The sequence below is a fragment of the Methylobacterium sp. 37f genome (assembly GCF_023093475.1).
In the GTDB taxonomy this organism is placed as follows: domain Bacteria; phylum Pseudomonadota; class Alphaproteobacteria; order Rhizobiales; family Beijerinckiaceae; genus Methylobacterium.
This window is the reverse complement of record NZ_JAGHKN010000011.1, coordinates 14,680-39,395: the sequence shown is the minus strand read 5'-3', so window position 1 is coordinate 39,395 and position 24,716 is coordinate 14,680. Positions and strand designations below refer to the sequence as shown.

Sequence of the window (24,716 nt, the reverse complement as noted above, 5' to 3'; positions counted from 1 at the left end):
GCACACGCCGCATCGCAGCATGATTCGCCAAGCGCGGGAGCAAGACGCCTCGTCCCCGCTGCTGTCAAGGGTAGGCCGAGGCCTTCACGCCACAAGGCTGGCCGGGCGTTGCGCCAGCGCGTCCCGCGCTTCGGCCAGGATCGTATAGGATCGTTGCCGCGCCGCCGGATCGTGGATCGCCGAGGCGACCATGATCTCGTCGGCACCGGTCTCCGCCACGAGATCGGCGAGGCCCCGACGGATCGTTTCCGGCGACCCGACGAGGGAGCGTGCCAGCATCCGCGAGGCCTGGGCCTTTTCGTGTGGCGCCCAATACGCCTCGATATCGGCGATGGGTGGACGCAGCAGCCCACGCGTCCCGCGGACCAGATTGGTGAATTGCTGCTGCGCCGATGTGAACAGCCGGCGCGCTTCGTCGTCGGTGTCCGCCGCAACGACGTTGAGGCCGATCATGGCATGCGGCCGGCTCGCCTGTTCGGACGGCTGGAAGCGGTCCCGGTAGGTGGCGAGGGCCGGCAGGAGCTGGTCAGGCGCGAAATGCGAGGCGAAGGCATAGGGAAGCCCGAGCATCGCGGCGAGCTGCGCGCCGTAGAGGCTCGAGCCGAGGATCCACAGTGGCACCCGGAGCCCCGTGCCCGGCACGGCCTGCACAGCTTGGCCGGGCTTCAGCTCGCCGAACAGAGCCTGCACTTCGAGCACGTCCTGCGGAAAGGTATCGGCCGCTTCGCCCGAGCGCCGCAGGGCCCGCGTGGTACGCGGATCGGTGCCGGGCGCGCGGCCGAGGCCGAGGTCGATACGGCCGGGAAACAGCGTTTCAAGGGTGCCGAACTGTTCGGCAATCACCAACGGAGCATGGTTCGGCAGCATGATGCCACCGGCCCCGACCCGAATCGTCGACGTGCCGGCCGCCACATGGCCAATGACCACCGCCGTCGCTGCGCTGGCGACACCCACCATGTTGTGGTGTTCGGCGAGCCAGAAGCGCCGATAGCCGAGCCCTTCGACGTGACGGGCCAGTGCCACACTGTTGCGCAGGGCATCGGCCGGCGTTGCGCCGTCGGGCACGAGGGCAAGGTCGAGAACGGAGAGGGGGATCATGTATTCCTTCTGACTCATCGCGGCGGTGCCCCTTGCTGTCAGATCGCGACGGTCCCGCACCGGCGCAAGCCGGGGCCGGCATGTGCTGTCGGCATGGGTCGGCATCCGGGTCGATACCGGCGATTCACCTTAGCGGCGGAAATCCCGAGGGCCGGAGCGATCCGGAAACCCGACCTTGGTCGGTCCGGCTTCACCATCGCTCTCGGAGGGCGGGCTTTCTGCCAGAGAACCCCCGCCGCCAGAGAATCCCGCCGCCAGAGAACCCCGGATATCGATGCGAACCGAGCCCGACTCCGAGCGAACACGTGACGTGGGTCAGACAAGAGGCCGCCACGATCCTCTGACGTCAGTCGGTGCGGGTCGATTGAGCCAGAGTCCGGTCACGCTGCTGAAGCGCGCAGGACAGCTTTCAGCGGCGATCATAACCATTGCGGCACTCAGCGTCCTCGCGCGTGAGGGCCGGCCGGGTCCGGTCGATCCCTCAATCGAGTCGCAGATCGGATCGCCTTTCGTGCCGACGGTGGCACAGGCTGCTAGGCCGGCGATCCCAGTCGCGCTCTCCGAACCTCGTTTTCGCCTGGATGATCCCGATGCGCTGGAGGCGCCGCGCGCCGAGACGGCACGGCTCAACCCTGCGACCGGGCGGCGCGAGGACGTGCTCGTCCAGGGCGGGTTCGATATCATCGAGGCACCCTACCTCCGCCTCACCCTCACGGAAACGCCGGAGCCGGAGACAGGTCCGCGTCTGTTCGTAACGTTGGCGCGTCGCGCTGCGGACGGGCAGGGGCTCGCCGTGATTCGAACCGGTGAGCATGGGACGATCGCCACCAAGTTCGGCCTCGTCGAGACCCTCGACCTGACCCTCGGGCGCGAGGGCAGGCGCAACTGCACCGGCTTCGCAACCCTCGAGCCCGGTGCACTCCGTCTCGACGGCTGGCTCTGCGCCCCGCTTGGTCAGGCTCCCGAGCCCCGGGCCGTCGCCTGCGCTCTCGATCGGATCAGCCTCAATGGCCAGCCTTCATCCGCTCTTGAAAGCACCTTTGCGACCACCGAGGCGCGGCGCGAGCCCGGTTGTGGCCCGCGCGTCGTCGCAATGAAGAATGCCGATCGGGATGTCGGCGGCGAAACCGGATCGATCCTCGCCCGTCGGCCGCGAAAAGCGCCTGACACGAAAAAATGAGGCCAAACTGCGGCAATCTTGAGAAGCGCGGCCATAAGGTGGGAACCTCGGCTGCGTTGGCACGTCTTCCCCGCATACAGAGAGCCGTGTTTCTTAAGAAAGCGCGGCTTACAAGTCTCACAGCTTCAACGAAGGTGCGTCATGCGCTCTGTCTCGATTGCCCTGATGGGTGCCCTCACTCTCGCAGCCGTCGGCGCGAACACCGCCGCCGAGGCCCAGGGCCGCTACGCGCCCGCCGGCTACCGCGTGAGCCAGCCGCTTCCGATCCGCATTCGCCCGCGCAGCTGGCTCGACGCCGGCAACGTGGTCGAAGCCAATAACGGCTCGGTCAGCAACCCGGCGACGAACCCCCAGTTCATCACCGCCAGCTACCTGAATTCTCCGCCCTACGGCCGAAACGATCGCTTCGGCGGCGGCATTCTGCCCGACCCGATCACCAATGGCCCGTTCGTCGGCGCCCGCTCCAGCGCGATCCGCAACGTCGATTTTTCGGCCGTCGACGCGATCGATCCGACCTCCTACGTGTCGCGTTTCGGCAACCCCTACTAAGCCGAAACTCACTGCTGGATCTTTGACGGGCCCCTTTCGGGGCCCGTTTTCGTTTGTCGGCGAAGGCTCTCCTGACGCGCCAGTGCCGACCTGCTAGGGCGCGGCGACCGTTGACTCAGGCGAAGGCCCTCATGCGACGGCGTGCCTGAGCTCGCGGATGATCGCGTCGCCCATCTCGGTGGTGCTGATCGACGTCGCGCCCTCCGCGGCGATGTCTCGGGTGCGCGCGCCCGAAGCCAGGGTTCGAGTGATGGCTGCTTCGAGCAGGTCGGCGGCTTCGCCAAGACCAAAGGAGTAGCGCAGGCACATCGCGAGCGAGCCGATCATCGCGATGGGGTTCGCGTAGCCCTTGCCGGCGATGTCGGGGGCCGAGCCGTGCACCGGCTCGTAAAGCGCCTTGCGGCTGCCCTTGGCGTCGACGGCGCCCAGTGAGGCGGAGGGCAACATGCCGAGGGAGCCGGTGAGCATTGCGGCGACGTCCGAAAGCACATCGCCGAACAGGTTGTCGGTGACGAGGACGTCGTACTGCTTGGGCCGGCGCACCAGCTGCATCGCGCAATTGTCGGCGAGCACGTGCTCGAGACTGACGTCGCTATACTCGGCGTGCACCCGGGTGACGACCTCTTTCCACAGGACACCCGACTTCATCACGTTGTGCTTCTCGGCCGAAGCGACCCGGCCGGAGCGCTTGCGGGCGAGGTCGAACGCCACGTGGGCGATCCGCTCGATCTCGGCCGTGGTGTAGACCTGCGTGTCGACGGCGCGCTTCGAGCCATCGGGCAGCACCGTGATCTCCTTCGGCTCGCCGAAATAGACGCCACCTGTGAGCTCGCGCACGATCATCATGTCGAGGCCCTCGACCAGCTCGCGCTTGAGGGCGGAGGCGTCGGCCAGGGCCGGGTAGCAGATCGCCGGCCGCAGGTTCGCGAAGAGGCCGAGATCCTTGCGCAGTCGCAGCAGGCCGGCTTCCGGGCGAATCTCATAGCGCACGTCCGCCCATTTCGGGCCGCCGACCGCACCTAGCAGGATGGCGTCGGCGGCATCCGCCCGGGCCAGCGCGTCATCCGTGAGGGGAACTCCGTGCGCATCGATGGCGGCACCACCGACAAGGTCGCGCTCGATCTCGAACGTGGCAAGGCCCAGCTCACCGAGGGCACCGATCACCTTCTCGACTTCAGCCATCACCTCGGGGCCGATGCCGTCGCCGGGGAGGAGGAGGAGCTTGTAGGCGGTCATGGATCAACTCGCAGTCGTTGGTCGAAGAATTCGTGTCCACCTCCGGGAGGACGCGATCGCGGCATAAAGTGCGTGACGCCGAGGAAGGCCCGGAGATGTCCGGCGTCAGACCTTGCGCGCCACCGTGAAGCGCGCCGCTTGGCGCAGGGTCTCCGCCTTGTCGCCCCAGGCGGCCACGGCTGCGTCGCAGACCCCGACGAGGCGGTCGCACTCGGCGCGTGCGCCCTCAACGCCGAGGCGGTCGACCAGGGTCGCCTTACCGGCGTCCTTGTCCTTGCCGGTGGCCTTGCCCATGGCCTCGGCCGAAGCCTCACGGTCGAGGATGTCGTCGGCGATCTGGAAAGCCTGACCAAGGGCGTGGCCGTAGCGCAGCAGCGCCGTGCGCTGGTCCGGGGTCGCACCGCCGACGATGGCACCAGCCTCCACCGAGAAGGCCAGGATCGCCCCGGTCTTCATCGCCTGGAGCTGCAACGTGTCATCGACCCCCAGGGAGACAGGACCGAAACGTCCCTCGGCGCCAAGGTCGAGCAGCTGGCCGCCGACCATTCCGCCAAGGCCCGAGGCCTTGGCGAGGCCGAGCACCAAGTCGGCGCGCACGGTCGGATCGGGCTGCCAGGTGGCATCGGCCAGGATCTCGAAGGCCAGGGTCTGGAGCGCATCGCCCACCAGGATGGCGGTGGCTTCGTCATAGGCTTTGTGCACCGTGGGCTTGCCGCGGCGCATGTCGTCGTCGTCCATGGCCGGCATGTCGTCGTGAACCAGCGAGTAGCAGTGGACCAGTTCGATGCCCGACCCGGCCGCAAGGGCGCCGGCATCCGAGCCGCCCAGCATCCGCGCCGTCTCGATGGCGAGGAATGGGCGCAAGCGCTTGCCGCCGCCGAGCACCGCGTGGCGCATCGCCTCCATCAGGCGCACCGGCCGGGCGATCTCGCCAGCCTGAGTCTCCGGCGTCAGGCGCTCGGCCAGGAACGACTCCACCGTGTCGGCGGCCGCCGCAAGCCTGTGGGAAAAGGCCTCGACCGGGGCATCCGCCTTGACCGAAGCGTGGGATCCTTGCGTTGAGGTCATGTTCGGTCGGGCCTTCGGTCAGACAGGGTCGTGTCGTGGGCAGGAGGTTCGAATTCAGGACGAGAATGAGAGCCCGGAGCGGCCGCTTCGGCAGATTTCGGCGCATGCGCTACCGGTCCGCGCTGCATCCGGTATGAAACGGAGCGGCGCGGCACGGCGGATCGTCAACCGCCTATTCCTCCTCCCCGTCATCGCTCTGGCCCTCTTGGTGTCGCTTGCGCTCGTCTATAGTGCGCTGACCCCGCCCTCAACCCTGATGCTTGGCCGATGGTTGACGCTGCGCCCCGTCGACCGGCAGGCGATTGCCCTCGATGCCATTTCGCCCCACCTCGTCCAGGCCGTCATCGCCTCCGAGGACCAGCGCTACTGCCTGCACGATGGCGTGGACTGGGGCGCCCTGCGGGATGTCGTCGATGACGAGGAGGGCCCGAGCCGCGGAGCCTCGACGATCCCGATGCAGACGGTGAAGAACGTTTTTCTGTGGCCGGGCCGGTCGGTCGTTCGCAAAGCGCTGGAAATTCCCCTGGCCCTCCTGGCCGACACGCTGTGGGGCAAGCGCCGTACGATGGAGATCTACCTCAACATCGCCGAGTGGGGGGAGGGGGTGTTCGGAGCGGAAGCGGCGGCACAGCGCTGGTTCGGCAAGTCCGCCCGCGCTCTCACGCGTGGTGAGGCGGCGCTGCTGGCCGCGGTGCTGCCCAATCCCATCCTGCGCAATCCGGCGATGCCATCACGCGGCGTGCGGGCCCAGGCGGCCCGCATCCAGGCTCGCATGAATGGCGTCTCGGGGTTAATGGGATGCCTGAAGCGGTAGCCCGCGGCGATGGGATCAGGTACCTGCCGGCCATTCCTCGCCCGCGGCCCGCGACAGTCCCGTCGGGTCGACGGCCATGACGGGCGCCCTCGCGGCCCCACGCGCGAAAGACCGATGATGACCCAGCCGATGCTCGAACTGACCCTGGAGCGCATCGCGCTGATTCGTCGGATGGTGATCGCGTGGAATTCCGAGGGTGTCGGCGCGCCGATCGTCCATCCCGATGCGCCCTACGGGAGCACCGACCGGGACGAGGACATCTTCAACGTGACCGGCGATGACGATGGGGCCGACGAGGAGCATCGGGCATTGGGCGAGGCGCTTGCGGTGTTCACCGCCAACGCGATCCTGAAGCCGGGGCGCTACGCCTATCACAACACGCTGGCCAAGCTGGCGTCAGACGATGTCGGCGACGTATTTCGGGACGCGGCCACCGGCGAGACGCCCGAGCATGTCACCTTCGACGTGACCGCCGAACAGGTGGCCCGGGTCCATGCCCTCGCAATTCGGTGGGATACCGCTCGCGACGTGCCGGCGGTCGACACCAACGCTCCGTATGGCCCAGGCACCGCGCTGCCCGCCGAGCACCGCGAAATGCAGCCGGTGCTCCAGATCTTCCTGCGCTACGCCGACCTTGGGCCGGGCGACTTCGTCCGGAGCGACGCGGGCTGGCAGCCGGCGTGAGGGTCGGGAACGACGCAGGGGCGAACGGGTCGGGCACAGGAACGTTGCCGAGGTGAACCAAGCCGAGGAACGTGACGGATGCTGCAACGCTGGCCGAGCCGGATCTGGATCGTTCGACATGGCGAGAGTGCTGGCAACGTCGCGCGCGACGCGGCGGCCGAGGCAGGCTTGGCTCGGATCGACATTGCGGAACGCGATGTCGACGTTGCGTTGAGTGAGCGCGGTCACCGCCAGGCCGAAGCCCTCGGGCGCTGGTTCGCCGAGATGCCCGATTCCCAGCGTCCGAATGTCGTTTTGACGTCACCCTATCGTCGCGCCCAGCAGACCGTTGCGGGGATTCGGCAGGCTGGCGGCATCGCGTCGGACGCTCCCGAGGACTACGTCGACGAGCGGCTTCGTGAAAAGGAGCTGGGCCTTCTCGATCGCCTGACTCGAACCGGGATCGAGAATCTTCACCCGGAGCAGGCCGAACTCCGCGCCCGCCTCGGCAAGTTCTACTATCGTCCGACCTGCGGCGAGAGTTGGTGCGATGTCATCCTGCGCCTGCGCGGCGCAATGGATACGGTTTCGCTGCATCATGGCGAGAAGCGTGTCCTCATCGTCGCCCATCAGGTCGTGGTGCTCTGCCTGCGCTACCTCATCGAGAATCTCAGCGAAGCGGAGATCCTGGGTATCGACGCGGAGGCTGACGTCCGGAACTGCTCCGTCACCGAATATGCCTTCCAGGCCGAGCCGGGCTCGACGGGGCGGATGCATCTCCAGCGCTACAACTTCGTCGCCCCGGTGCAGCGGGCCGGCGCTCCCGTCACCGCCGAACCCTCACCGATGGAGGACGTGCGATGACCGGGATCGAACTCGACGACGCGTGCCTGCGCCAGCGCCCGCTGCCGACCCCTGAGGCGGGAAGCAAGGACGATCGCGGCAGCGTCCTCGTCCTCGGCGGCTGCGCCGAGGTGCCGGGCGCGGTCTTCCTGGCCGGCGTGGCGGCCCTGCGCGCCGGAGCCGGCAAGCTGAAGATCGCCTCGGTGCGGAGCGTCGCGGTTGCGATGGCTCTGGCCGTCCCCGAGGCCATGGTGATCGGCCTCCCCGAGACGGAGGACGGCGAGATCGAAGCCGAAGCGGCGGCGCCCCGCATCGCCAAGGCGGCCAAACGCTGCGATGCGGTGCTGCTCGGCCCTGGCATGAACACCTGCGACCTCACCACGATGCTGGTCCGCACCCTCCTGGCGGAGCAGAACGCAACCGCCTACGTCCTCGACGCCGGCGCGATCTGCGGCCTCGGCGCCCACGCGGAGACCGTGCGAAGCCTGACGTGCCCGCCGGTCCTCACGCCCCATGCCGGCGAAATGGCGCAACTCCTCGATTGGGAGCGCGAAGCGGTGGAGGCCGAGCCTCTGAAGGCGGCGCGGCAGGCGGTGGAGATGCTGCGGGCCGTGGTGATCATGAAGGGGGCCGAGAGCTGGATCGTCGCCCCTGACGGAGCGCATTGGCACTACAGTGGCGGCGGCGTCGGCCTCGCGACCTCCGGGTCCGGTGACGTTCTGGCGGGGATCATCGCCGGCATCCTGGCGCGGGGCGCCGATCCCGTCACGGCGGCTCTGTGGGGGGTCTACCTCCACGGTGAGGCGGGTGCTTGGCTTGCGAGATCGGTTGGGCCGATGGGCTTCCTGGCCCGGGAGATCTCAGGAGAAGTCCCGCGAATTCTGCAGGGCTTCTCGGTGAGCCGGGCCGAGTAGCCGAGTATCCTCGGGCCGGAGTCTCTCAGCAGGGAGGCCCCGGCCGGTCCGGTTCCGTTCAGCCCCCGAGCTTCTTCTTCCGCTGGGCCAATGTACGCAGGCGCAGGGCGTTGAGCTTGATGAAGCCCGCCGCATCACGATGGTCGTAGGCGACGGCGCCCTCCTCGAACGTGACAAGGTCCTGGTCGTAGAGCGAGTTCGGGCTGGTGCGTCCGATCACGTGGACGCCGCCCTTGTAGAGTTTCAGACGGACTTCACCGGTGACCATCTCCTGGCTTTTGTCGATCAGAGCCTGCAGCATCTCGCGCTCCGGGCTGAACCAGAAGCCGTTGTAGATCAGCTCCGCATATTGCGGCATGAGCTGGTCCTTCAGATGCGCGGCACCCCGGTCCAGCGTGATCGACTCGATGGCGCGGTGGGCCGGCAACAGGATGGTGCCGCCGGGCGTTTCGTACATGCCGCGGCTCTTCATGCCGACGAAGCGGTTTTCCACGAGGTCGAGCCGGCCGATACCGTTGTCGTGGCCGAGCTGATTCAGCTTGGCGAGCAGGCTCGCGGGCGACAGGCGTTCGCCGTCGATGGAGACCGCATCACCTGTCTCGAAGCCGATGGTGATGATGGTCGGCGTCTCGGGAGCCTCCTCCGGCGAGATCGTCCGTGAGTAGACGTAGTCGGGAACCTCGTCGGCTGGGTCCTCCAGAACCTTGCCCTCGGACGAGGCATGCAGGAGATTGGCATCGACGGAGAAGGGGCTCTCGCCGCGCTTGTCCTTCGAGATCGGAATCTGGTGCTGCTCCGCGAAGGCGATGAGCTGCTCGCGGCTTTTCAGGTCCCATTCCCGCCAGGGGGCGATGACCGTCACGTCGGGCTTGAGCGCGTAATAGCCCAGCTCGAACCGGACCTGGTCATTGCCCTTGCCGGTGGCGCCGTGACAGACGGCGTCCGCACCCAGCCGCTCGGCGATCTCGATCTGCTTCTTGGCGATCAACGGCCGGGCGATGGAGGTACCGAGGAGGTAGACGCCCTCATAGACGGCGTTGGCCCGGAACATCGGGAACACGTAGTCGCGTACGAACTCCTCGCGCAGGTCCTCGATGAAGATGTTTTCGGGCTTGATGCCGAGCAGTTCCGCTTTCTTGCGGGCGGGTTCCAACTCCTCGCCCTGACCCAGATCGGCCGTGAAGGTGATGACCTCGCATCCATAGGTGGTCTGGAGCCACTTGAGGATGATCGAGGTGTCGAGCCCCCCCGAATAGGCGAGCACGACCTTGTTGACGGGCTTCGGGTTCGCGTCGGTCATGGGGCTCGCTTTGCGTTCGGAGTTTGGATTGCGGCGGCTTATCAGCGGAGCGCGGGGCCGTGCAACCGCCGTGCCGCCGGGCGCGTTCGCTCGAGGTAATTGTGGCCGGTGAAGACCATGTCGCGCGACCGCCTTGTGGCGAGCCAAGCGTCGGGCGACACTCAAGACCATTCTCGACCCCGGAGATTCGACGCATGCCGCGCAGGCCGACCCTCGAATTCTGGTACGAGTTCGCGTCCACTTATTCCTATCTGTCGGCGATGCGGATCGAAGCCCTGGGAGAGGCCGTCGGCGTGGAGATCCGCTGGCGGCCCTTCCTGGTAGGGCCCATTTTCGCGGCGCAGGGTTGGAACTCCTCGCCCTTCAACCTCTACGCCGCCAAGGGCCGCCATATGTGGCGCGACGTCGAGCGCGAAGCCGCCCGGCAGGGTCTGCCTCCGGTCAAGCGACCTGATCCTTTCCCCCAGAACAGTCTCAGCGCCACGCGCGCGGCCACCTATGGCATGGATTACGAGTGGCTCGTGCCGTTCTCGAAGGCCGTCTACGAGAGTCAATTCGCCCGCGGGCAGTCCATCGCCGAACCGCCGGCCGTGGTGTCGCTCCTCAACGGGCTCGGCCTCGACGGAACCATCATCCTGAAGCAGGCGGCCGCCGAGACCAACAAGGGTCGCCTGCGCGTCAACGGGGAGGAGGCGCGCTCGCGCGGCATCTTCGGCGCACCGACTTTCCTGACCAACGATGGCGAGCTGTTCTGGGGCAACGACCGTCTGGAGCAGGCCCTGGCCTGGGCCGCCGGCGATCGGCCTGGCGCCATGCGTTGAGGCGTGCCGCTGGCGGTCCGGCGCCAGCGGGTCTAAAAGCCGGGCGGTTTTTCGTCTCCCCCGCTTCCAGGGCCGCCCCATGAGCTTCGCGTTCCCGCGCCTCGACCGCCGGCGTTTCCTCCTCGCCTCCGCGGGCCTCTCCGCCGGAACTGGGTCCGTCGGTGCCGCTTTGGCTCAAGGATACGGTCAGGCGTTTAAGGTGGAGAACGACGAGGGCCGCCCCATCGCCAACATGCGCCTGCCAGGCGAGATCGTCGGCGAGATCCCCGCCCTGCGCGGGGTCACGTATATCGGTCCGGCCGAGGCCGAGACCACGCTGTATGAGTTCTTCGACTACAACTGCCCCTATTGCCGAAAGGCAGCGGCCGACATGGTCTCCCTCAGCGAGAGCGACCCGTCGCTGCGGATCGGCCTGATCAACAACCCCATTCTCGCGGTCCAGTCGGCCCAGGCCGCCAAGGTCGCTCTTGCGATCCAGCGCAAGCTCGGGTCGGCTGCCACCTGGAATCTGTACCGAACGCTGCTCGCCAGGCCGGGTAAGATCGACGGTCCGGGCGCCCTGCAGGCGGCGGCCAAACTCGGCGTGGCAGCGACGGAGATCGAGAGCATCGCCGACAGCGAAGACGTCCGGCTCGCGCTCAAGGCGCAGATGCGGATGGCAGCAGATCTCGGCCTCGCGGCGACGCCCTCCTACGTACTCGGCAACACCGGCCTTCTCGGCCATCCGGGCCCGAAGGCCTTGGCTCGGATGATCGCCGCCACCCGGCGCTGCGACCGGATCGCCTGCTGACGGCGCGGCCTCACCTTCGCCACCGTTTGCCCCCAACGGAACGGGGTTCGGCATGTCGCGTTGCACAACGCATCGGCGCAAGTTCCGTCGTCTTGCGCCCCCCGGACACGCATGCTAGGCCCTCGCCGCGCCGGAAGGGCGGGCTTTTCAAGGTCCGCGCAGACCGGCACGTTCCCAATCCTGACGGTTTCGCAAGCCCGCGCCCAACAACGGTGCGACAAGGCCGGAGCCCTCAGGCAGGATTGAAGAGAGAGCGGCGCGTGGCGCAGAACGGTTCCGAGGCGGGTTCCCCGGTTGCAGGCGTAGCGGCGCGTTACGCGTCGGCCTTGTTTGAACTGGCGCGTGATGAGCGCGACATCGATGGTGTCGCGGCGAGCCTCGATCAGTTCGACACCATGCTGAAGGAGAGCGCCGACCTGCGCCGCTTCGTGCGCAGCCCGGTCTTCTCCGGCGCCGAGCAGGAAGCTGCCATCGTCGCCCTCCTGGAGAAGTCCGGCATTGGCGGTCTGGGTGGCAACTTCATCCGTCTCGCGGCCTCCAATCGTCGTCTCTTCGCGTTGCCGGACATGATCCGCGGCTTCCGCGCCCTGGTGCGGGAATCGAAGGGCATCGTGCGAGCCGAGGTCACTGTCGCCGAGCGTCCTTCGGACGCTGTGATCGAAGACATCAAGGCCTCTCTTCGCGACGTCGCCAAGTCGGAGATCGACCTGGACCTGCGCATCGACCCCAGCCTGATCGGTGGCCTCGTGGTCAAGATCGGCAGCCGCATGGTGGACGCCTCCCTGCGCACCAAGCTCAATGGAATTCGCCTTGCGATGCGGGAAGCCCGGTAAGGGCCTTCCAGGCCCGACTGCTTCCCGTTCCTGACCCCAATCAATCAATTTAAAGACAAGAGGCCCGACGATGGATATCCGCGCCGCCGAGATCTCCGCGATCCTGAAGGATCAGATCAAGAACTTCGGCCAGGAAGCCGAAGTCACCGAGGTCGGTCAGGTTCTTTCCGTCGGTGACGGCATCGCCCGTGCCTACGGCCTCGACAGCGTCCAGGCCGGCGAGATGGTCGAGTTCGAGTCGGGCGTGCGCGGCATGGCCCTCAACCTCGAGCAGGACAACGTCGGCATCGTGATCTTCGGGTCCGACCGCGACATCAAGGAAGGCCAGACCGTCAAGCGCACCGGCGCCATCGTGGACGTACCGGTCGGCAAGGCGCTGCTCGGCCGCGTCGTCGACGCGCTCGGCAACCCCATCGACGGCAAGGGTCCCATCGCCACTACCGAGCGTCGTCGCGTCGACGTGAAGGCCCCGGGCATCATCCCGCGCAAGTCGGTGCATGAGCCGATGGCCACCGGCCTTAAGGCCATCGATGCCCTGATCCCCGTCGGCCGCGGCCAGCGCGAGCTGATCATCGGCGATCGCCAGACCGGCAAGACCGCCATCGCCCTCGACACCATTCTGAACCAGAAGCCGGCCCATGCCGGCACCGACGAGAACGCCAAGCTCTATTGCGTCTACGTCGCCATCGGCCAGAAGCGCTCCACCGTCGCCCAGTTCGTGAAGTCGCTGGAAGACAACGGTGCGCTCGAGTACTCGATCGTCATCGCCGCCACCGCTTCCGACGCCGCGCCGATGCAGTTCATCGCGCCTTTCGCCGGGTGCGCCATGGGCGAGTATTTCCGCGACAATGGCATGCATGCCGTGATCGTGTATGACGATCTCTCCAAGCAGGCCGTGGCCTACCGCCAGATGTCTCTGCTCCTGCGCCGCCCGCCGGGCCGCGAGGCTTACCCGGGCGACGTGTTCTACCTGCACTCGCGTCTGCTCGAGCGCGCCGCCAAGATGGGCGACGCTGCCGGTAACGGCTCGCTGACCGCGCTGCCGGTCATCGAAACCCAGGCCAACGACGTCTCGGCCTACATTCCCACCAACGTGATCTCGATCACCGACGGTCAGATCTTCCTTGAGACCGATCTGTTCTACCAGGGCATCCGTCCGGCGGTGAACGTCGGCCTCTCGGTTTCCCGCGTCGGCTCGTCGGCCCAGACGAAGGCGATGAAGAAGGTCGCCGGCAAGATCAAAGGCGAGCTCGCGCAGTACCGCGAAATGGCCGCGTTCGCGCAGTTCGGCTCCGATCTCGACGCCTCGACCCAGAAGCTCCTGAACCGTGGTTCGCGCCTGACCGAGCTCCTGAAGCAGCCGCAGTTCTCGCCGCTGAAGATGGAAGAGCAGGTTGCGGTGATCTATGCCGGTGTGAACGGGTACCTGGACACCCTGCCGCTGAATAAGGTTCGCCCCTTCGAGGACGCTCTGCTCTCGGCCCTCCGGACCAAGCACGCCGACCTTCTCACCAAGATCCGCGACTCGAAGGATCTGTCGGACGACAGCGCCAAGACGCTGAAGGGCGTCGTCGAGAGCGTCGCCAAGTCGCTCGCCTGAGGCGCGCCACGAAAGCGAAACCGGCCGCCCCAGGGTGGCCGGATCTCAGTGAGAGCAGGCGCCCGGGTCGTTCGGGCGTCTCGCCTTGAGCGGCAGCGGATGGATCTGGAAGTCACCCCATGGCGAGTTTGAAGGATCTGCGGAACCGCATCACTTCGGTGAAGGGCACGCAGAAGATCACCAAAGCGATGCAGATGGTCGCCGCCGCCAAGCTGCGGCGGGCCCAGATGGCTGCCGAAAGCGCGCGCCCCTACGCCGAGAAGATGTCCCAGGTTCTCGGAAACCTCGCGGCCAACCTGGTGGGCGGCGTCCAGGGTCCCCGGCTCCTCTCTGGAACCGGTTCTGAGAAGACGCACCTGCTCGTCGTGTGCACGGCCGATCGCGGCCTGTGCGGCGGTTTCAACTCCTCGATTGCACGTCTCGCTCGCGACCACGCCCGTAGGCTGGCGGCCGAAGGCAAGACGGTGAAGATCATCACCGTCGGCAAGAAGGGCTACGACCTGCTCCGTCGCCAGTTCCGTGACGAGATCATCGAGAACCGCGATCTGCGCGGCAACAAGGCGGTCGATTACGAGTTCGCTGCCGAGATCGCCAACAGCATCATCGCCCGCTTCGATGCCGGTGAATTCGATGTTGCGACCCTGTTCTACTCGCGCTTCCGCTCGGTGATCTCGCAGATTCCGACCGCCCAGAAGCTGATCCCGGCCGAGCTGCCTGAGACGGGTGCCACCGCACCCGACGCCGCGCTCCAGTTCGAGCCGAGCGAGGAGGCGATCCTCGATACGCTGCTTCCGCGCAACCTGACCGTTCAGGTGTTCCGGGCACTCCTCGAGAACGCCGCCTCCGAGCAGGGCGCCCGCACGGGTGCCATGGATTCCGCCACGCGCAACGCCGGCGAGATGATCAAGAAGCAGACGCAGATCTACAACCGGACGCGTCAGGCCATGATCACCAAGGAACTCATCGAGATCATCTCGGGCGCCGAAGCGCTCTAAGCGCACCCGACGCCCTGACCACACCATTTTCAAAGGACCCGTAACATGGCGAACACCGCTCTCCCCGGCGCCGGCTCAAGCAAGGTCGGCAAGATCACCCAGGTCATCGGCCCCGTGGTCGACGTTCACTTCGACGGCCACCTACCCGAGATCCTGAACGCCCTGGAGACCAAGAACAACGGCAGCCGCCTCGTTCTCGAGGTCGCAATGCAGCTTGGCGAGAGCACCGTGCGCTGCATCGCCATGGACACCTCGGAAGGTCTGGTCCGCGGCCAGGAGGTCACCGACACCGGCGAGGCCATCAAGGTTCCGGTCGGCTTCAACACCCTCGGCCGCATCATGAACGTCATCGGCGAGCCGATCGACGAGGCCGGCCCGATCCAGTCTGACACGCTCCGCGCCATCCACCAGCCGGCCCCCGCCTATTCCGAGCAGTCCACCGAGTCGCAGATCCTGGTCACCGGCATCAAGGTGGTCGACCTGCTCGCTCCCTACGCCAAGGGCGGAAAGATCGGCCTGTTCGGCGGCGCCGGCGTCGGCAAGACCGTGCTGATCATGGAGCTGATCAACAACATCGCCAAGGTTCACTCCGGCTACTCGGTCTTCGCCGGCGTCGGTGAGCGCACCCGCGAGGGCAACGATCTCTACCACGAGATGATCGAGTCCAAGGTGAACATGGACCCCAAGGAGCACAACGGCTCGGCGGAAGGCTCCAAGTGCGCCCTGGTCTATGGCCAGATGAACGAGTCCCCCGGCGCCCGCTCGCGCGTCGCGCTCACCGGCCTGACCATCGCGGAAGACTTCCGCGACCAGGGTCAGGACGTGCTGTTCTTCGTGGACAACATCTTCCGCTTCACGCAGGCCGGCTCGGAAGTGTCGGCGCTGCTCGGCCGCATCCCGTCGGCGGTGGGCTACCAGCCGACGCTCGCCACCGACATGGGCGCCCTGCAGGAGCGCATCACCACCACCACCAAGGGCTCGATCACCTCGGTGCAGGCCATCTACGTGCCGGCCGACGATCTGACCGATCCGGCGCCCGCCGCCTCGTTCGCCCACCTCGACGCCACCACCGTGCTGTCGCGCTCGATCGCCGAGAAGGGCATCTACCCGGCCGTGGATCCGCTGGACTCCACCTCGCGCATGCTCAACCCCGCCGTTCTCGGCGAGGAGCATTACGACGTCGCTCGCCGCGTCCAGCAGACCCTGCAGCGTTACAAGGCCCTTCAGGACATCATCGCGATCCTGGGCATGGATGAGCTCTCGGAAGAGGACAAGCTGACCGTCGCCCGCGCCCGCAAGATCGAGCGATTCTTCTCGCAGCCCTTCTCGGTGGCCGAGATCTTCACCGGCTCGCCGGGCATCCAGGTCCCGCTGGCGGATACGATCAAGGGCTTCAAGGGCCTCGTGAACGGCGACTACGACGACCTGCCGGAGGCGGCGTTCTACATGGTCGGCACGATCGAGGACGCCAAGGAAAAGGCGAAGAAGATCGCTGCGGCGGCCTGAGGTCTTGAACGCCAAGATCGTTCTGCTGCTGGTCGGTCTCGTGGTCGGCGGTCTGGCCGGGTATCTCACCCGGCCCGAGGCTGCCGAGATCAAGATCGGCTCGTTCAGCCTGGAAGTTCAGGGAGATGCGCCGGCCGGTACGCGCGGCGGCTCCCTGACCACGGGCCAGATGCAGCATATCGGCATCTTCGCCGTCATCGGTGCGGTGCTGGGCCTCGGGATCGGCTTCGTTGCCGATCGTCGCGGCGCCTGACGACGAAGCGGACGGCGCGCGCCACCGAGGCATGGCGCGCCGTCACTCCACACAGACACCCCGAACCGGGATCCTCGACCACATGGCCACCTTCCAGTTCGATTTCGTCGGCCCTGAGCGGACCGTGTATTCCGGCCCGATCGAGGCGGTTCAGCTGCCCGGTGTCGAGGGTGAAATGACCGTTCTCCCCGGCCACGCCCCCGTGCTCACGGCGCTCAAGGTCGGCGTGATCGTGATCAACGAGGTTGGTCACACCGGCAAGCGCGTTCTCGTCCGCGGCGGTTTTGCCGATATCGGCCCGACCTCGGTGACGGTCATCGCGGAGCGGGCGAACCCGTTCGAGGAAATCACGCAGGAATCCCTCGACCGTGACATCGAGGCGATCGAAATGCTGCGTGATGCCACCGAGGACTTCGCCCGTAAGGACGAGTTGACCGGTCAGATCGTCCAGCTTCGCGACGCCAAGGTCGCCCTCAACTTTTAGCGCCTACGCGGTCGCGCGCGCGAGCAGATCGTTGCGCGCGGCTTCGTCCTCGGGGCATCCGCGTTCGAGCCAAAGGTCGCGCGCTTTCGCGAGGCGACGGCCGATCTCCGGCCCCGGCCGTACCCCACGCGCCACCAGATCGGCTCCCGTGAGCGGAAGCCTCGGCGCCGCCACTCGCCCAGCCTCCACATCGTCGAGATACGTTGTGGCGTCCGGTGACCACACCGAAGGGCCTTCGCCGCGGGTCACCCGTCGGGCCAGGGCCAGTGCCGCCGTGGAGTGGCACGCGGCAAGCCGGCGGATCTCACGGAAATCGATCACGACACGACCATGCAGGGCGGCCACCGCACTGGCATAGTCCGTGAGGGCAGCCTGCTCTGCCTTTGAGAGCCGCAGCGCCAGTCCGAGGCGTTCGGCATCGGCGGCGGAGAAAACCGCCAGGGCCGCCAGCCTGTCGATCTCCGCGTTGTCGGACCCGTCCTTGACGACGCAGTTGAACCGGCCGAGATCGCCGAGGCCCCCGATCAGGCGCATCAGCAAGCCGGTCTCGCTCAGGGTTTCGATGGCAGCCGTTGCTCCCGGCGCCCGCAGCAGATTCAAGAACTCCGCGCGGACCCGCTCGCGGGACAGGCCATCCAGGGCATCCCGCGCTTCGATGCAGGCCGCGAGCCCCTCCGGGTCGGGGCGACCTGCCCCGTAGCGGGCATGAAACCGGAAGAAGCGCAGGATGCGCAGGGCGTCTTCGCGGATGCGCGTCCGAGCCTCACCGATGAATCGGACGCGCCCGGCTCGAAGGTCATCCACCCCGCCTGTCGTATCATGCAGCCGGCCCTCGGCATCGAGGGAAAGCGCGTTGATGGTGAAGTCCCGGCGCTGGGCATCCAGAGCGAAATCCCGGCCGAACCGGACCACGGCGTGGCGCCCATCGGTCTCCACATCCTCACGCAGGGTGGTGACCTCGAAGGTGGTGTCGCCGACGAGCAGCGTCACGGTGCCGTGCTCGATGCCGGTCGGGATCGCCCGAAGTCCAGCGCGCTCGGCGCACGCGATCACGTCGTTCGGCTGCAGCGTGGTGGCGAGGTCGATGTCGTCGCCGATGCGCCCGAGCAGCGCATCGCGGACGCAGCCCCCCACGAGGCGGGTCGCCTCGCCGTCCCGCGTCAGGGCGGTGAGCACCCGTCCAACACCGGGCCGTTTGAGGAGATGCGCGAGCCCTCGGGTGTCGTGGGCTGCTGAATGGAACGCCTGCTCGCTCACTGGAACCGACCGGGCACGACCTGTCCGTTCTCCAGGTGAGGTGGGACGTAGCCCCCGCGATGCCGCTCGCTGAAGAGCCCGATCGCGACCAAGGAGAGGATGACGAGGCCGAGGCCGGCCAGAGTCAACCGGAAGGCCTGTCCGGTCCAATGGGCGCGGTCATAGGGCTTGCGCCCGGTGATCGCGAGAAAGAGCGCGAAGACAAGGAACGGCGAGAGGAAAATCAGGAATTCTTCGAGGACGCGACGAATCATGAGACTCTTTTGAAGTGGACGATCTGAACGCCGGGTCAGGGGTAGAGCCGCTCTTGGAGGTTGTTCAGAATTCCGGCGGTCACCCCCCAGATCCGGTACGGCCCATACAGGGTGACATAGTAACGCCGCCGGCGTCCGCGCCATTCCGCGCTCTCGATGCGGCGCTGTGTCCGATCGAGGAGGTGCGCCAGCGGAACCTCGAAAGTCGCGGCGACCTCGTCGGGGTTCAGGTTCAGGCGCGCCTCCGGGTCAACCAGTCCGAGGACCGGGACGACCAGGAAGCCGGTGGCTGACAGATACGGATCAAGATAACCCAGCACCCGGATCGCATCGGCTGTCAGGCCGACTTCTTCCCGCGCCTCGCGCAGGGCGGCATCGGCCGGAGTCGGATCGTCGGCGTCGATCTTGCCGCCCGGAAACGCGATCTGGCCCGAATGGTCGCGCAGGTGCGCGGCGCGCACGGTGAACAGGACGCTCGGCCCCGTGGCGCGGGGCAGCACCGGTACCAGCACCGCGGCGCGCCGATGAAGCGGCCCCGGCACCACGGCGTCATCGGCGCCATCGAGGTCGTGGTCGCCGCGGGGGTCAGCCGTCGGGTCACCCTCGCCCGGCGGTTCGAAGGACAGGTGGTCGGCGGCCCGGGCGAGGAGGTCCGTCAGCGCGACGTCGTGCGTCATGCGCTCTCGGCGGGCGCGATGCGGTGGAAGAGGCCGCCGGCCTCGACGCCGAGCCAACCTTCACGGTCCTCGGCGAGCGCCAACAGGTCGTAGGTCAGCGCCCGGGTGAGCAGGGCCCAGAGATCCCGGCGGACATGGACATAGGGGCGCAGGCCTCCGGCAGCATCCTGCGCGAACCGCAAGCCGTGGTCGGCACCCACCGGGACCAGATCGTCGACATTGGTGCGGAAAGCGATACGCCGGTCGGGACCGTCGCCCTCGATGGCCATCTCGACGGCCACGAACGGCGCGTCTTCAACCGTGATGCCGACGCTCTCCACGGGGGTGACCAGCACGAAGCTGCCGTCGGGCTCGCGCCGCAGGATCGAGGCGAAGAGTTTGACCAGGGCAGGCCGGCGAATCGGAGCGCCGTCGTGGTACCAAGTGCCATCGGCAGCAATCCGCATGTCGATGGCGCCGCAGAAGGGCGGGTTCCAGCGCTCCACCGGCGGCGGGCCGCGCCGTGTCGCGCTCCCGAGGGCGGAACGGAGTCGGTCGATCGTCGGATCTCCGACGGCGGCGGCGGGGTCGGTCATGAACGCTAGATAGCGCATCTGGACAGGGAGAACACGATACGACCGCTTGCCTCGCCCGTGAGCCGCTCGCGCAGGACTGAACCCTGCGTCGTCGCGCCGACCTTGCCAGCGTGCGGGAAAGGGCGCCACACTCCCGCGTTGAGGGTCGCTGACAGGCCCGCGCATTGTTCGCGTATTCCCGCGGCACCCGGCCCTCGACGGCCGGCGCCGAGACGCCAGGACCGACACGCATGATCCAGGGCTCCCAGCCGGCCACTCCCCTCGATGACGGCATCGTCGCCACGGCGGAAGCCTGTCTCGGATCGGTGGGGCAGGCGCGCGATGCGATCCACAAGGTGATTTTCGGCCAGGAGCAGGTGGTCGACCTCGCCCTCGTCACAATTCTGGCGGGCGGCCACGGCCTCCTCGTCGGGCTGCCGGGTCTGGCGAAGACGAAGCTCGTCGAGACCCTCGGCACCGTACTCGGGCTCGATGCCCGGCGGGTGCAGTTCACGCCGGACCTGATGCCCTCCGACATCCTCGGCACTGAAATTCTCGACGAGGATGCCGATCGGCACCGCTCGTTCCGTTTCGTCAAAGGGCCGGTCTTCACCCAGCTTCTCATGGCGGACGAGATCAACCGCGCCAGCCCCCGCACCCAATCGGCTTTGCTTCAGGCCATGCAGGAGCATTTCGTCTCGGTGGCGGGCGAACGCCACGATCTGCCGCGACCCTTTCACGTGCTCGCGACCCAGAACCCGATCGAGCAGGAAGGGACCTACCCGCTGCCCGAGGCCCAACTCGATCGGTTCCTCCTCGAGATCGATGTCGGCTATCCCGATCGTGCCGCCGAGCGCCGCATCCTGATCGAGACCACCGGAAGCGACGAACACAAGCCGGTGGCCGTGATGTCCACCGAGGCGCTGTTAACGGCCCAGCGCCTGGTGCGCCGCCTGCCGGTGGGCGACGCAGTGGTCGATGCCATCCTCGACCTCGTGCGTGCCGCGCGGCCGGAGGACGGGGATCCCTCCCTCAAGGGCAAGCTGCTGTGGGGACCGGGTCCACGCGCCAGTCAGGCTCTGACTCTGGCGGTGCGCGCTCGCGCGCTGATAGAGGGACGCGTTGCGCCCTCCGTCGCCGACGTGAAGGCGCTGGCCGAGCCGGTGCTGAAGCACCGCATGGCGCTCAGCTTCGCGGCGCGTGCCGACGGCGAGACCATTTCGGGCCTCATCGCCCAGCTCGCCGGCAAGCTCTAACGGCATGGCGACTTTCCGGCCCGGCGGCGGCGCGACCCAGGTTATCGACCGGAGCGCCCGCAATCCGGGACGCCGCGAGACCGAAAGCGCTCTCGCGCTGGCCGAGCGGATGCCACGTCTGATCCTCGAATCGCGCCGGGTGTCCTCGACACTGGCCCATGGCATCCACGGCCGACGTCGGGCCGGATCGGGCGAAAGCTTCTGGCAATTCAGGCCGTTCGTGGCCGGCGAGGCCGCCGCGCGCATCGACTGGCGCCGCTCGGCCCGCGACGACCGGCTCTATGTGCGCGAGCGCGAGTGGGAAGCCACCCACAACATCTGGTTCTGGATCGACCGCTCGGCCTCGATGGGGTTCGCCTCCCACTTGGCGCAATCCCCGAAGGTCGAGCGCGCTTTGGTCCTCGGCTTCGCACTGGCCGACGCATTGGTGGAGGGCGGGGAACGCACCGGCCTGCTTGGGCTCACCCGCGCAACGGCTTCCCGCCGCATCGTCGAGACCATGGCGCAGGCCCTGGTCGCCGACGCCAAGGGGCAGGATGACGACGCGCCGCCGCGCGCGACGCCCGGGCGGTTCGACGAGGCCGTACTGATCAGCGATTTCCTGTCGCCACCGGATGCCGTGAAGGCCTCCGTGGACCGCCTTGCCGGAAGGGGCACCCGCGGCCACCTCGTGATGATCGTCGATCCGGTCGAGGAGACCTTTCCGTTTTCTGGCCAGGCGGTCCTGCACGATCCCGAATCGAGCGTCAGCCTGAACGTCGGCGATGCCGGCGCCTGGGGCGAGGCCTACCGGGTCCGGATCGCCGCCCATCGCGATCGCCTCGCGGAGATCGCCCGCAGCCAGGGCTGGACCCTGACGATCCATCGCACCGACCGCCCGGCGAGCGAGGCGGCCCTGCGCCTCCTCACCCTCGTGGCGGCGGCGCGCGGGACCGGCTGAGGATCGCCGCATGCTCGGATTGCCCCTGACCTTCGCCGCGCCCCTGGCGCTCGCCGCTCTCATTGCTCTTCCGGCACTGTGGTTCCTGCTGCGGGTGACGCCGCCGCGCCCGCGCCGCATCGACTTCCCGCCGCTCGCGATCATGGCCGATCTGCTCGGTCGGCGTGAGACGCCGGCCCGGACCCCGCCCTGGCTCCTGATCCTGCGCCTTCTGGCGGCGGCCGCCCTGATCCTGGCGGTGTCCGGCCCGGTGTGGAATCCGTCCGGTACGGGGACCGCGACGGGGCGCACGCCGCTCCTCGTCATGCTCGACAACGGCTTCACCTCGGCCCACGACTGGCGCGAACGTCTCCGCGTTGCAACCGACGCGGTTGAGGGGGCCGCGCGCGACGGCCGGCCGGTGGCGGTGACCGCCCTGGCCGACCCGACGGCGCCCGTCGAGGCGAAGGTCCCGGCGGCTGCGCTCGAACGCCTGCGCGCCATCGCGCCCCGGCCGCACCTCGCCGACCGTGAGACGCATCTGCCGACTCTGGCCGCGTTCCTGGAGCGCAGCCCCGCCGCCGCCATCCTGTGGATCAGCGACGGCGTCGCCGGTTCCGGCGAGGACGTCTTCGGCAAGCGCCTGGGTGATCTTGTCGCCGCACGCGGCGCGTCCCTGACGATCCTGAAGGCCGACCGTCCACCGGCCTTGGCGCTGTCGGCAGCCGAGGCCAGCGGGCGGCTTACCGCTCATGTCCTGCGTGCCGGTCCGAACGGTCGTGATACTGGGCTGGTGCGCGCCCTCGATCAGAAGGGATTGCCGCTGGCCGAGCAGAGCTTCACCTTTGCGCCGGAGGCGTTCGACACCGAAATCGGGTTCGACCTGCCGGTGGAGCTGCGCAACAGCATCAGCCGGATCGAGATCGCTGCGGAGCGCTCCGCCGGTGCCGTGACGCTGGTCGACGAGCGCGGTAAGCGCCGGCGCGTCGGCCTCATCTTCGGCGGTACCAGCGATCAGGCCCAGCCACTCCTGGCGCCGACCTATTACCTGTCGCGGGCGCTGAGCCCCTACGCCGACGTGCAGGAGCCGCGTGGGGCCAAGAGCGTCGCCGAGTCGATCACCCAGCTCCTCGACAATCAGGTTTCTGTTCTCGTCCTGGCTGATGTCGGCGCGCTCGACGGACCGACCCTCGCCCGTGTCGAGCAGTTCGTGGACGAGGGCGGCCTCCTGCTGCGCTTCGCCGGGCCGCGCCTGGCTGCCGGCAACGATCCCCTGGTGCCGGTGCGTCTTCGCCGCGGCGGCCGGACTCTCGGCGGAACCCTGTCCTGGGACAGCCCGAAGACCCTGGCGCCCTTCGCCCCCGAGAGTCCCTTCGCGGGTCTGACGCCGCCGGCCGATATCGGCGTGCGTCGCCAGATCCTGGCCGAGCCCGACGGCGAGCTGCCGGGCCGGACATGGGCCTCGCTTCAGGATGGCACACCGATCGTGACCGCCCAGAAGCGGGGCCAGGGTCTCGTCGTGCTGTTCCACGTCACCGCCGACACGACCTGGTCGAACCTGCCCCTGTCCGGCCTGTTCATCGACATGCTGCGCCGGGTGGTGAATCTCGCCGGCGCCAAGGCACTGCCGTCCGGCGATGCCGGGGCCCGGGCTACCGCCGTGCTGGCCCCGCGCCTCACCCTCGACGGATTCGGAGCGCTCGGCACTCCGCCGGCCGGAGCGATCGCGGTCTCAGCCGATTCCAGCGAGCGGGCCACCCTGGAGCATCCGCCGGGCTTCTACGGCCCTGTCGATGGCGGCATCGCGGTCAACGCTCTGGCCCCCGCCGACCGGCTCAAACCTCTCGACTTCGCCGCCCTGTCCGGCGCGCGCGTCGGGTCTCTGGCCGGCGCTGAAACCCTCGATCTGCGCGCCTCCCTCTTCACTCTGGCTCTGATGCTCCTCATTCTCGATACCCTTGCGGGCCTCTGGCTCAGCGGCTTCCTCCGGCGCGCACGGGGCTTCGTCTCGCGTCCGGCCGCGATCGTTCTGGCCGTTCTGGCGCTCGGTGCCCTGGTGGGCCTGCCCGGTCCTGTGCAGGCGCAGCAGGGCCAGACGGCGCGGGCGGGCGCCTTCGACTCGGCGCTGGCCACCCGCCTCGCCTATGTGGTGACCGGCGACGAGGCGGCCGACACCGCCAGCCGCGCCGGGCTTACGGGCCTGACCCAGATGCTGGCGAGCCGCACCGCCCTGGAGCCGGGCGATCCGATCGGGATCGATCCCGCCAAGGATGAGCTTGCATTCTATCCGCTGATCTACTGGCCCATCGTCGCTGGACGTCCGCAGCCGAGCGAAGCCGCGATCCGCCGTATCGACGCCTTCATGCGCAACGGTGGCACCGTGATCTTCGATACCCGCGACGCTCTCACCGCGCGGCCCGGCGGTCCGCCGACTCCGGAGGCGGCCTACCTGCGCAAGATGTTGTCGACCTTGGAGGTGCCGGAGCTCGAGCCGGTCCCACCTGATCACGTCCTGACCAAGGCGTTCTATCTCGTCGACAATTTCCCCGGCCGCTACGCGACCGGCCAGACCTGGGTCGAGACCCTGCCTCCGGCGGGGGAGGGCGCCGAGCGCCGTCCGGCGCGTGCGGGCGATGGCGTCTCGCCCATCGTGATCACGAGCAACGACCTCGCGGCGGCCTGGGCTGTGGGTAAGCGGGGCGAACCGCTCTACCCCATCGTCGGTGGCGACCAGCGCCAGCGCGAGATGGCTTTCCGGGGTGGCATCAATTTCGTGATCTATACCCTGACCGGCAACTACAAAGCCGATCAGGTCCATGTCCCGGCGCTCTTGGAGCGCCTGGGCCAGTGAC

25 protein-coding genes are annotated in these 24,716 nt (G+C 67.9%); 17 read left to right on the top strand and 8 right to left on the bottom strand.

Annotated features, from left to right (window positions below; all coding sequences use genetic code 11):
• Positions 1-84: 84 nt before the first annotated feature.
• Positions 85-1,098, bottom strand: a complete 1,014-nt coding sequence (locus tag J7U37_RS09635; protein ID WP_247635574.1) for an LLM class flavin-dependent oxidoreductase — start codon at positions 1,096-1,098, stop codon at positions 85-87.
• Positions 1,099-1,273: 175 nt separating this feature from the next.
• Here J7U37_RS09635 and J7U37_RS09630 point away from each other — a divergent pair, with 175 nt between their 5' ends.
• Together J7U37_RS09630 and J7U37_RS09625 are read left to right on the top strand one after the other, a co-directional pair.
• On the top strand, positions 1,274-2,278 hold the full coding sequence (locus J7U37_RS09630) for a hypothetical protein (protein ID WP_247635573.1): 1,005 nt from the start codon (positions 1,274-1,276) through the stop codon (positions 2,276-2,278).
• A 141-nt stretch (positions 2,279-2,419) separates the two neighbouring features.
• Positions 2,420-2,827 carry a hypothetical protein gene (locus J7U37_RS09625; protein WP_056179719.1) on the top strand — a complete coding sequence of 136 codons (408 nt, stop codon included), beginning with the start codon at positions 2,420-2,422 and terminating at the stop codon, positions 2,825-2,827.
• 129 nt (positions 2,828-2,956) lie between these two features.
• Here J7U37_RS09625 and leuB read toward each other — a convergent pair whose 3' ends face one another.
• Positions 2,957-4,063: a 3-isopropylmalate dehydrogenase gene (leuB, locus tag J7U37_RS09620; protein WP_247635572.1), complete on the bottom strand. Its 1,107-nt coding sequence runs from the start codon at positions 4,061-4,063 to the stop codon at positions 2,957-2,959.
• Between the two features lie 105 nt (positions 4,064-4,168).
• On the bottom strand, positions 4,169-5,131 hold the full coding sequence (locus J7U37_RS09615) for a polyprenyl synthetase family protein (protein ID WP_247635571.1): 963 nt from the start codon (positions 5,129-5,131) through the stop codon (positions 4,169-4,171).
• Between the two features lie 133 nt (positions 5,132-5,264).
• Between J7U37_RS09615 and mtgA the strand changes: the two genes are divergently transcribed.
• The 4 genes from mtgA to J7U37_RS09595 all read left to right on the top strand — a co-directional run bounded on the left by mtgA (position 5,265) and on the right by J7U37_RS09595 (position 8,365).
• Complete coding sequence (mtgA, locus tag J7U37_RS09610; RefSeq protein WP_247635570.1) at positions 5,265-5,945, top strand: monofunctional biosynthetic peptidoglycan transglycosylase; 681 nt, start codon at positions 5,265-5,267, stop codon at positions 5,943-5,945.
• Between the two features lie 117 nt (positions 5,946-6,062).
• Complete coding sequence (locus J7U37_RS09605; RefSeq protein WP_056179730.1) at positions 6,063-6,629, top strand: hypothetical protein; 567 nt, start codon at positions 6,063-6,065, stop codon at positions 6,627-6,629.
• A gap of 78 nt (positions 6,630-6,707) precedes the next feature.
• Positions 6,708-7,472 carry a histidine phosphatase family protein gene (locus J7U37_RS09600; RefSeq protein WP_056179734.1) on the top strand — a complete coding sequence of 255 codons (765 nt, stop codon included), beginning with the start codon at positions 6,708-6,710 and terminating at the stop codon, positions 7,470-7,472.
• Positions 7,469-8,365: an NAD(P)H-hydrate dehydratase gene (locus J7U37_RS09595; RefSeq protein ID WP_247635569.1), complete on the top strand. Its 897-nt coding sequence runs from the start codon at positions 7,469-7,471 to the stop codon at positions 8,363-8,365. Before J7U37_RS09600 ends, J7U37_RS09595 begins: the two co-directional genes overlap by 4 nt.
• A 58-nt stretch (positions 8,366-8,423) precedes the next feature.
• Here the strand turns inward: J7U37_RS09595 and J7U37_RS09590 are convergent, their stop codons facing one another.
• Positions 8,424-9,665 (bottom strand): argininosuccinate synthase, encoded by a 1,242-nt coding sequence (locus J7U37_RS09590; RefSeq protein ID WP_056484333.1) that lies wholly within the window; start codon positions 9,663-9,665, stop codon positions 8,424-8,426.
• Between the two features lie 194 nt (positions 9,666-9,859).
• Between J7U37_RS09590 and J7U37_RS09585 the strand changes: the two genes are divergently transcribed.
• The 8 genes from J7U37_RS09585 to atpC all read left to right on the top strand — a co-directional run bounded on the left by J7U37_RS09585 (position 9,860) and on the right by atpC (position 16,947).
• Positions 9,860-10,486: a 2-hydroxychromene-2-carboxylate isomerase gene (locus J7U37_RS09585; protein ID WP_056179743.1), complete on the top strand. Its 627-nt coding sequence runs from the start codon at positions 9,860-9,862 to the stop codon at positions 10,484-10,486.
• A 79-nt stretch (positions 10,487-10,565) separates the two neighbouring features.
• Complete coding sequence (locus J7U37_RS09580) at positions 10,566-11,276, top strand: DsbA family protein (RefSeq protein WP_247635568.1); 711 nt, start codon at positions 10,566-10,568, stop codon at positions 11,274-11,276.
• A 260-nt stretch (positions 11,277-11,536) separates the two neighbouring features.
• Positions 11,537-12,109, top strand: a complete 573-nt coding sequence (locus J7U37_RS09575) for a F0F1 ATP synthase subunit delta (RefSeq protein ID WP_056179749.1) — start codon at positions 11,537-11,539, stop codon at positions 12,107-12,109.
• Positions 12,110-12,179: 70 nt separating this feature from the next.
• Entirely contained in the window at positions 12,180-13,709 is a 1,530-nt protein-coding gene (gene atpA, locus J7U37_RS09570; RefSeq protein ID WP_056179751.1) for a F0F1 ATP synthase subunit alpha, read from the top strand.
• A gap of 119 nt (positions 13,710-13,828) precedes the next feature.
• A complete protein-coding gene (locus J7U37_RS09565) occupies positions 13,829-14,704 on the top strand; it encodes a F0F1 ATP synthase subunit gamma (RefSeq protein WP_056179754.1) in 876 nt (291 codons plus the stop codon).
• Positions 14,705-14,749: 45 nt separating this feature from the next.
• A complete protein-coding gene (atpD, locus tag J7U37_RS09560) occupies positions 14,750-16,210 on the top strand; it encodes a F0F1 ATP synthase subunit beta (protein WP_056484339.1) in 1,461 nt (486 codons plus the stop codon).
• Between the two features lie 4 nt (positions 16,211-16,214).
• A complete protein-coding gene (locus J7U37_RS09555; protein WP_247635567.1) occupies positions 16,215-16,463 on the top strand; it encodes a hypothetical protein in 249 nt (82 codons plus the stop codon).
• 82 nt (positions 16,464-16,545) lie between these two features.
• Positions 16,546-16,947, top strand: a complete 402-nt coding sequence (gene atpC / locus J7U37_RS09550) for an ATP synthase F1 subunit epsilon (protein WP_056179765.1) — start codon at positions 16,546-16,548, stop codon at positions 16,945-16,947.
• A 3-nt stretch (positions 16,948-16,950) separates the two neighbouring features.
• On the opposite strand, the gene J7U37_RS09545 is transcribed toward atpC, so the two are convergent.
• From J7U37_RS09545 to J7U37_RS09530, 4 genes are read right to left on the bottom strand one after another with little or no spacing between them, the layout of a single operon-like run.
• Positions 16,951-18,204, bottom strand: coding sequence for a CCA tRNA nucleotidyltransferase (locus J7U37_RS09545; protein ID WP_247635566.1), 1,254 nt, complete (start codon positions 18,202-18,204; stop codon positions 16,951-16,953).
• Positions 18,201-18,458 (bottom strand): DUF6111 family protein, encoded by a 258-nt coding sequence (locus tag J7U37_RS09540; protein WP_247635565.1) that lies wholly within the window; start codon positions 18,456-18,458, stop codon positions 18,201-18,203. The genes J7U37_RS09545 and J7U37_RS09540 overlap by 4 nt, the downstream gene beginning before the upstream one ends.
• A gap of 35 nt (positions 18,459-18,493) precedes the next feature.
• Positions 18,494-19,135, bottom strand: coding sequence for a CoA pyrophosphatase (locus J7U37_RS09535; RefSeq protein WP_247635564.1), 642 nt, complete (start codon positions 19,133-19,135; stop codon positions 18,494-18,496).
• On the bottom strand, positions 19,132-19,710 hold the full coding sequence (locus J7U37_RS09530; protein ID WP_247635563.1) for a DUF1285 domain-containing protein: 579 nt from the start codon (positions 19,708-19,710) through the stop codon (positions 19,132-19,134). The genes J7U37_RS09535 and J7U37_RS09530 overlap by 4 nt, the downstream gene beginning before the upstream one ends.
• Positions 19,711-19,940: 230 nt before the next feature.
• On the opposite strand from J7U37_RS09530, the gene J7U37_RS09525 reads away from it, so the two are divergent.
• Genes J7U37_RS09525 through J7U37_RS09515 form a run of 3 tightly spaced genes read left to right on the top strand, consistent with a single transcriptional unit; the run spans position 19,941 to position 24,715 of the window.
• Entirely contained in the window at positions 19,941-20,945 is a 1,005-nt protein-coding gene (locus J7U37_RS09525; RefSeq protein WP_247635562.1) for a MoxR family ATPase, read from the top strand.
• Positions 20,946-20,949: 4 nt separating this feature from the next.
• Positions 20,950-21,885 (top strand): DUF58 domain-containing protein, encoded by a 936-nt coding sequence (locus tag J7U37_RS09520; RefSeq protein WP_247635561.1) that lies wholly within the window; start codon positions 20,950-20,952, stop codon positions 21,883-21,885.
• 10 nt (positions 21,886-21,895) lie between these two features.
• Positions 21,896-24,715 (top strand): DUF4159 domain-containing protein, encoded by a 2,820-nt coding sequence (locus J7U37_RS09515; RefSeq protein ID WP_247635560.1) that lies wholly within the window; start codon positions 21,896-21,898, stop codon positions 24,713-24,715.
• Position 24,716: the final 1 nt, after the last annotated feature.

Excerpts from the sequence above, each read along its gene's own strand:
- J7U37_RS09515 (WP_247635560.1), top strand. The coding sequence starts at position 21,896 with ATGCTCGGATTGCCCCTGACCTTCGCCGCGCCCCTGGCGCTCGCCGCT.
- atpA (WP_056179751.1), top strand. The coding sequence starts at position 12,180 with ATGGATATCCGCGCCGCCGAGATCTCCGCGATCCTGAAGGATCAGATC.
- J7U37_RS09565 (WP_056179754.1), top strand. The coding sequence starts at position 13,829 with ATGGCGAGTTTGAAGGATCTGCGGAACCGCATCACTTCGGTGAAGGGC.
- J7U37_RS09625 (WP_056179719.1), top strand. The coding sequence starts at position 2,420 with ATGCGCTCTGTCTCGATTGCCCTGATGGGTGCCCTCACTCTCGCAGCC.
- atpC (WP_056179765.1), top strand. The coding sequence starts at position 16,546 with ATGGCCACCTTCCAGTTCGATTTCGTCGGCCCTGAGCGGACCGTGTAT.
- mtgA (WP_247635570.1), top strand. The coding sequence starts at position 5,265 with ATGAAACGGAGCGGCGCGGCACGGCGGATCGTCAACCGCCTATTCCTC.
- J7U37_RS09595 (WP_247635569.1), top strand. The coding sequence starts at position 7,469 with ATGACCGGGATCGAACTCGACGACGCGTGCCTGCGCCAGCGCCCGCTG.
- J7U37_RS09525 (WP_247635562.1), top strand. The coding sequence starts at position 19,941 with ATGATCCAGGGCTCCCAGCCGGCCACTCCCCTCGATGACGGCATCGTC.
- J7U37_RS09540 (WP_247635565.1), bottom strand. The coding sequence starts at position 18,458 with ATGATTCGTCGCGTCCTCGAAGAATTCCTGATTTTCCTCTCGCCGTTC.
- J7U37_RS09615 (WP_247635571.1), bottom strand. The coding sequence starts at position 5,131 with ATGACCTCAACGCAAGGATCCCACGCTTCGGTCAAGGCGGATGCCCCG.
- J7U37_RS09535 (WP_247635564.1), bottom strand. The coding sequence starts at position 19,135 with ATGACGCACGACGTCGCGCTGACGGACCTCCTCGCCCGGGCCGCCGAC.
- J7U37_RS09590 (WP_056484333.1), bottom strand. The coding sequence starts at position 9,665 with ATGACCGACGCGAACCCGAAGCCCGTCAACAAGGTCGTGCTCGCCTAT.
- leuB (WP_247635572.1), bottom strand. The coding sequence starts at position 4,063 with ATGACCGCCTACAAGCTCCTCCTCCTCCCCGGCGACGGCATCGGCCCC.
- J7U37_RS09585 (WP_056179743.1), top strand. The coding sequence starts at position 9,860 with ATGCCGCGCAGGCCGACCCTCGAATTCTGGTACGAGTTCGCGTCCACT.
- J7U37_RS09605 (WP_056179730.1), top strand. The coding sequence starts at position 6,063 with ATGACCCAGCCGATGCTCGAACTGACCCTGGAGCGCATCGCGCTGATT.
- J7U37_RS09635 (WP_247635574.1), bottom strand. The coding sequence starts at position 1,098 with ATGATCCCCCTCTCCGTTCTCGACCTTGCCCTCGTGCCCGACGGCGCA.
- J7U37_RS09580 (WP_247635568.1), top strand. The coding sequence starts at position 10,566 with ATGAGCTTCGCGTTCCCGCGCCTCGACCGCCGGCGTTTCCTCCTCGCC.
- J7U37_RS09520 (WP_247635561.1), top strand. The coding sequence starts at position 20,950 with ATGGCGACTTTCCGGCCCGGCGGCGGCGCGACCCAGGTTATCGACCGG.
- J7U37_RS09530 (WP_247635563.1), bottom strand. The coding sequence starts at position 19,710 with ATGACCGACCCCGCCGCCGCCGTCGGAGATCCGACGATCGACCGACTC.
- J7U37_RS09600 (WP_056179734.1), top strand. The coding sequence starts at position 6,708 with ATGCTGCAACGCTGGCCGAGCCGGATCTGGATCGTTCGACATGGCGAG.
- atpD (WP_056484339.1), top strand. The coding sequence starts at position 14,750 with ATGGCGAACACCGCTCTCCCCGGCGCCGGCTCAAGCAAGGTCGGCAAG.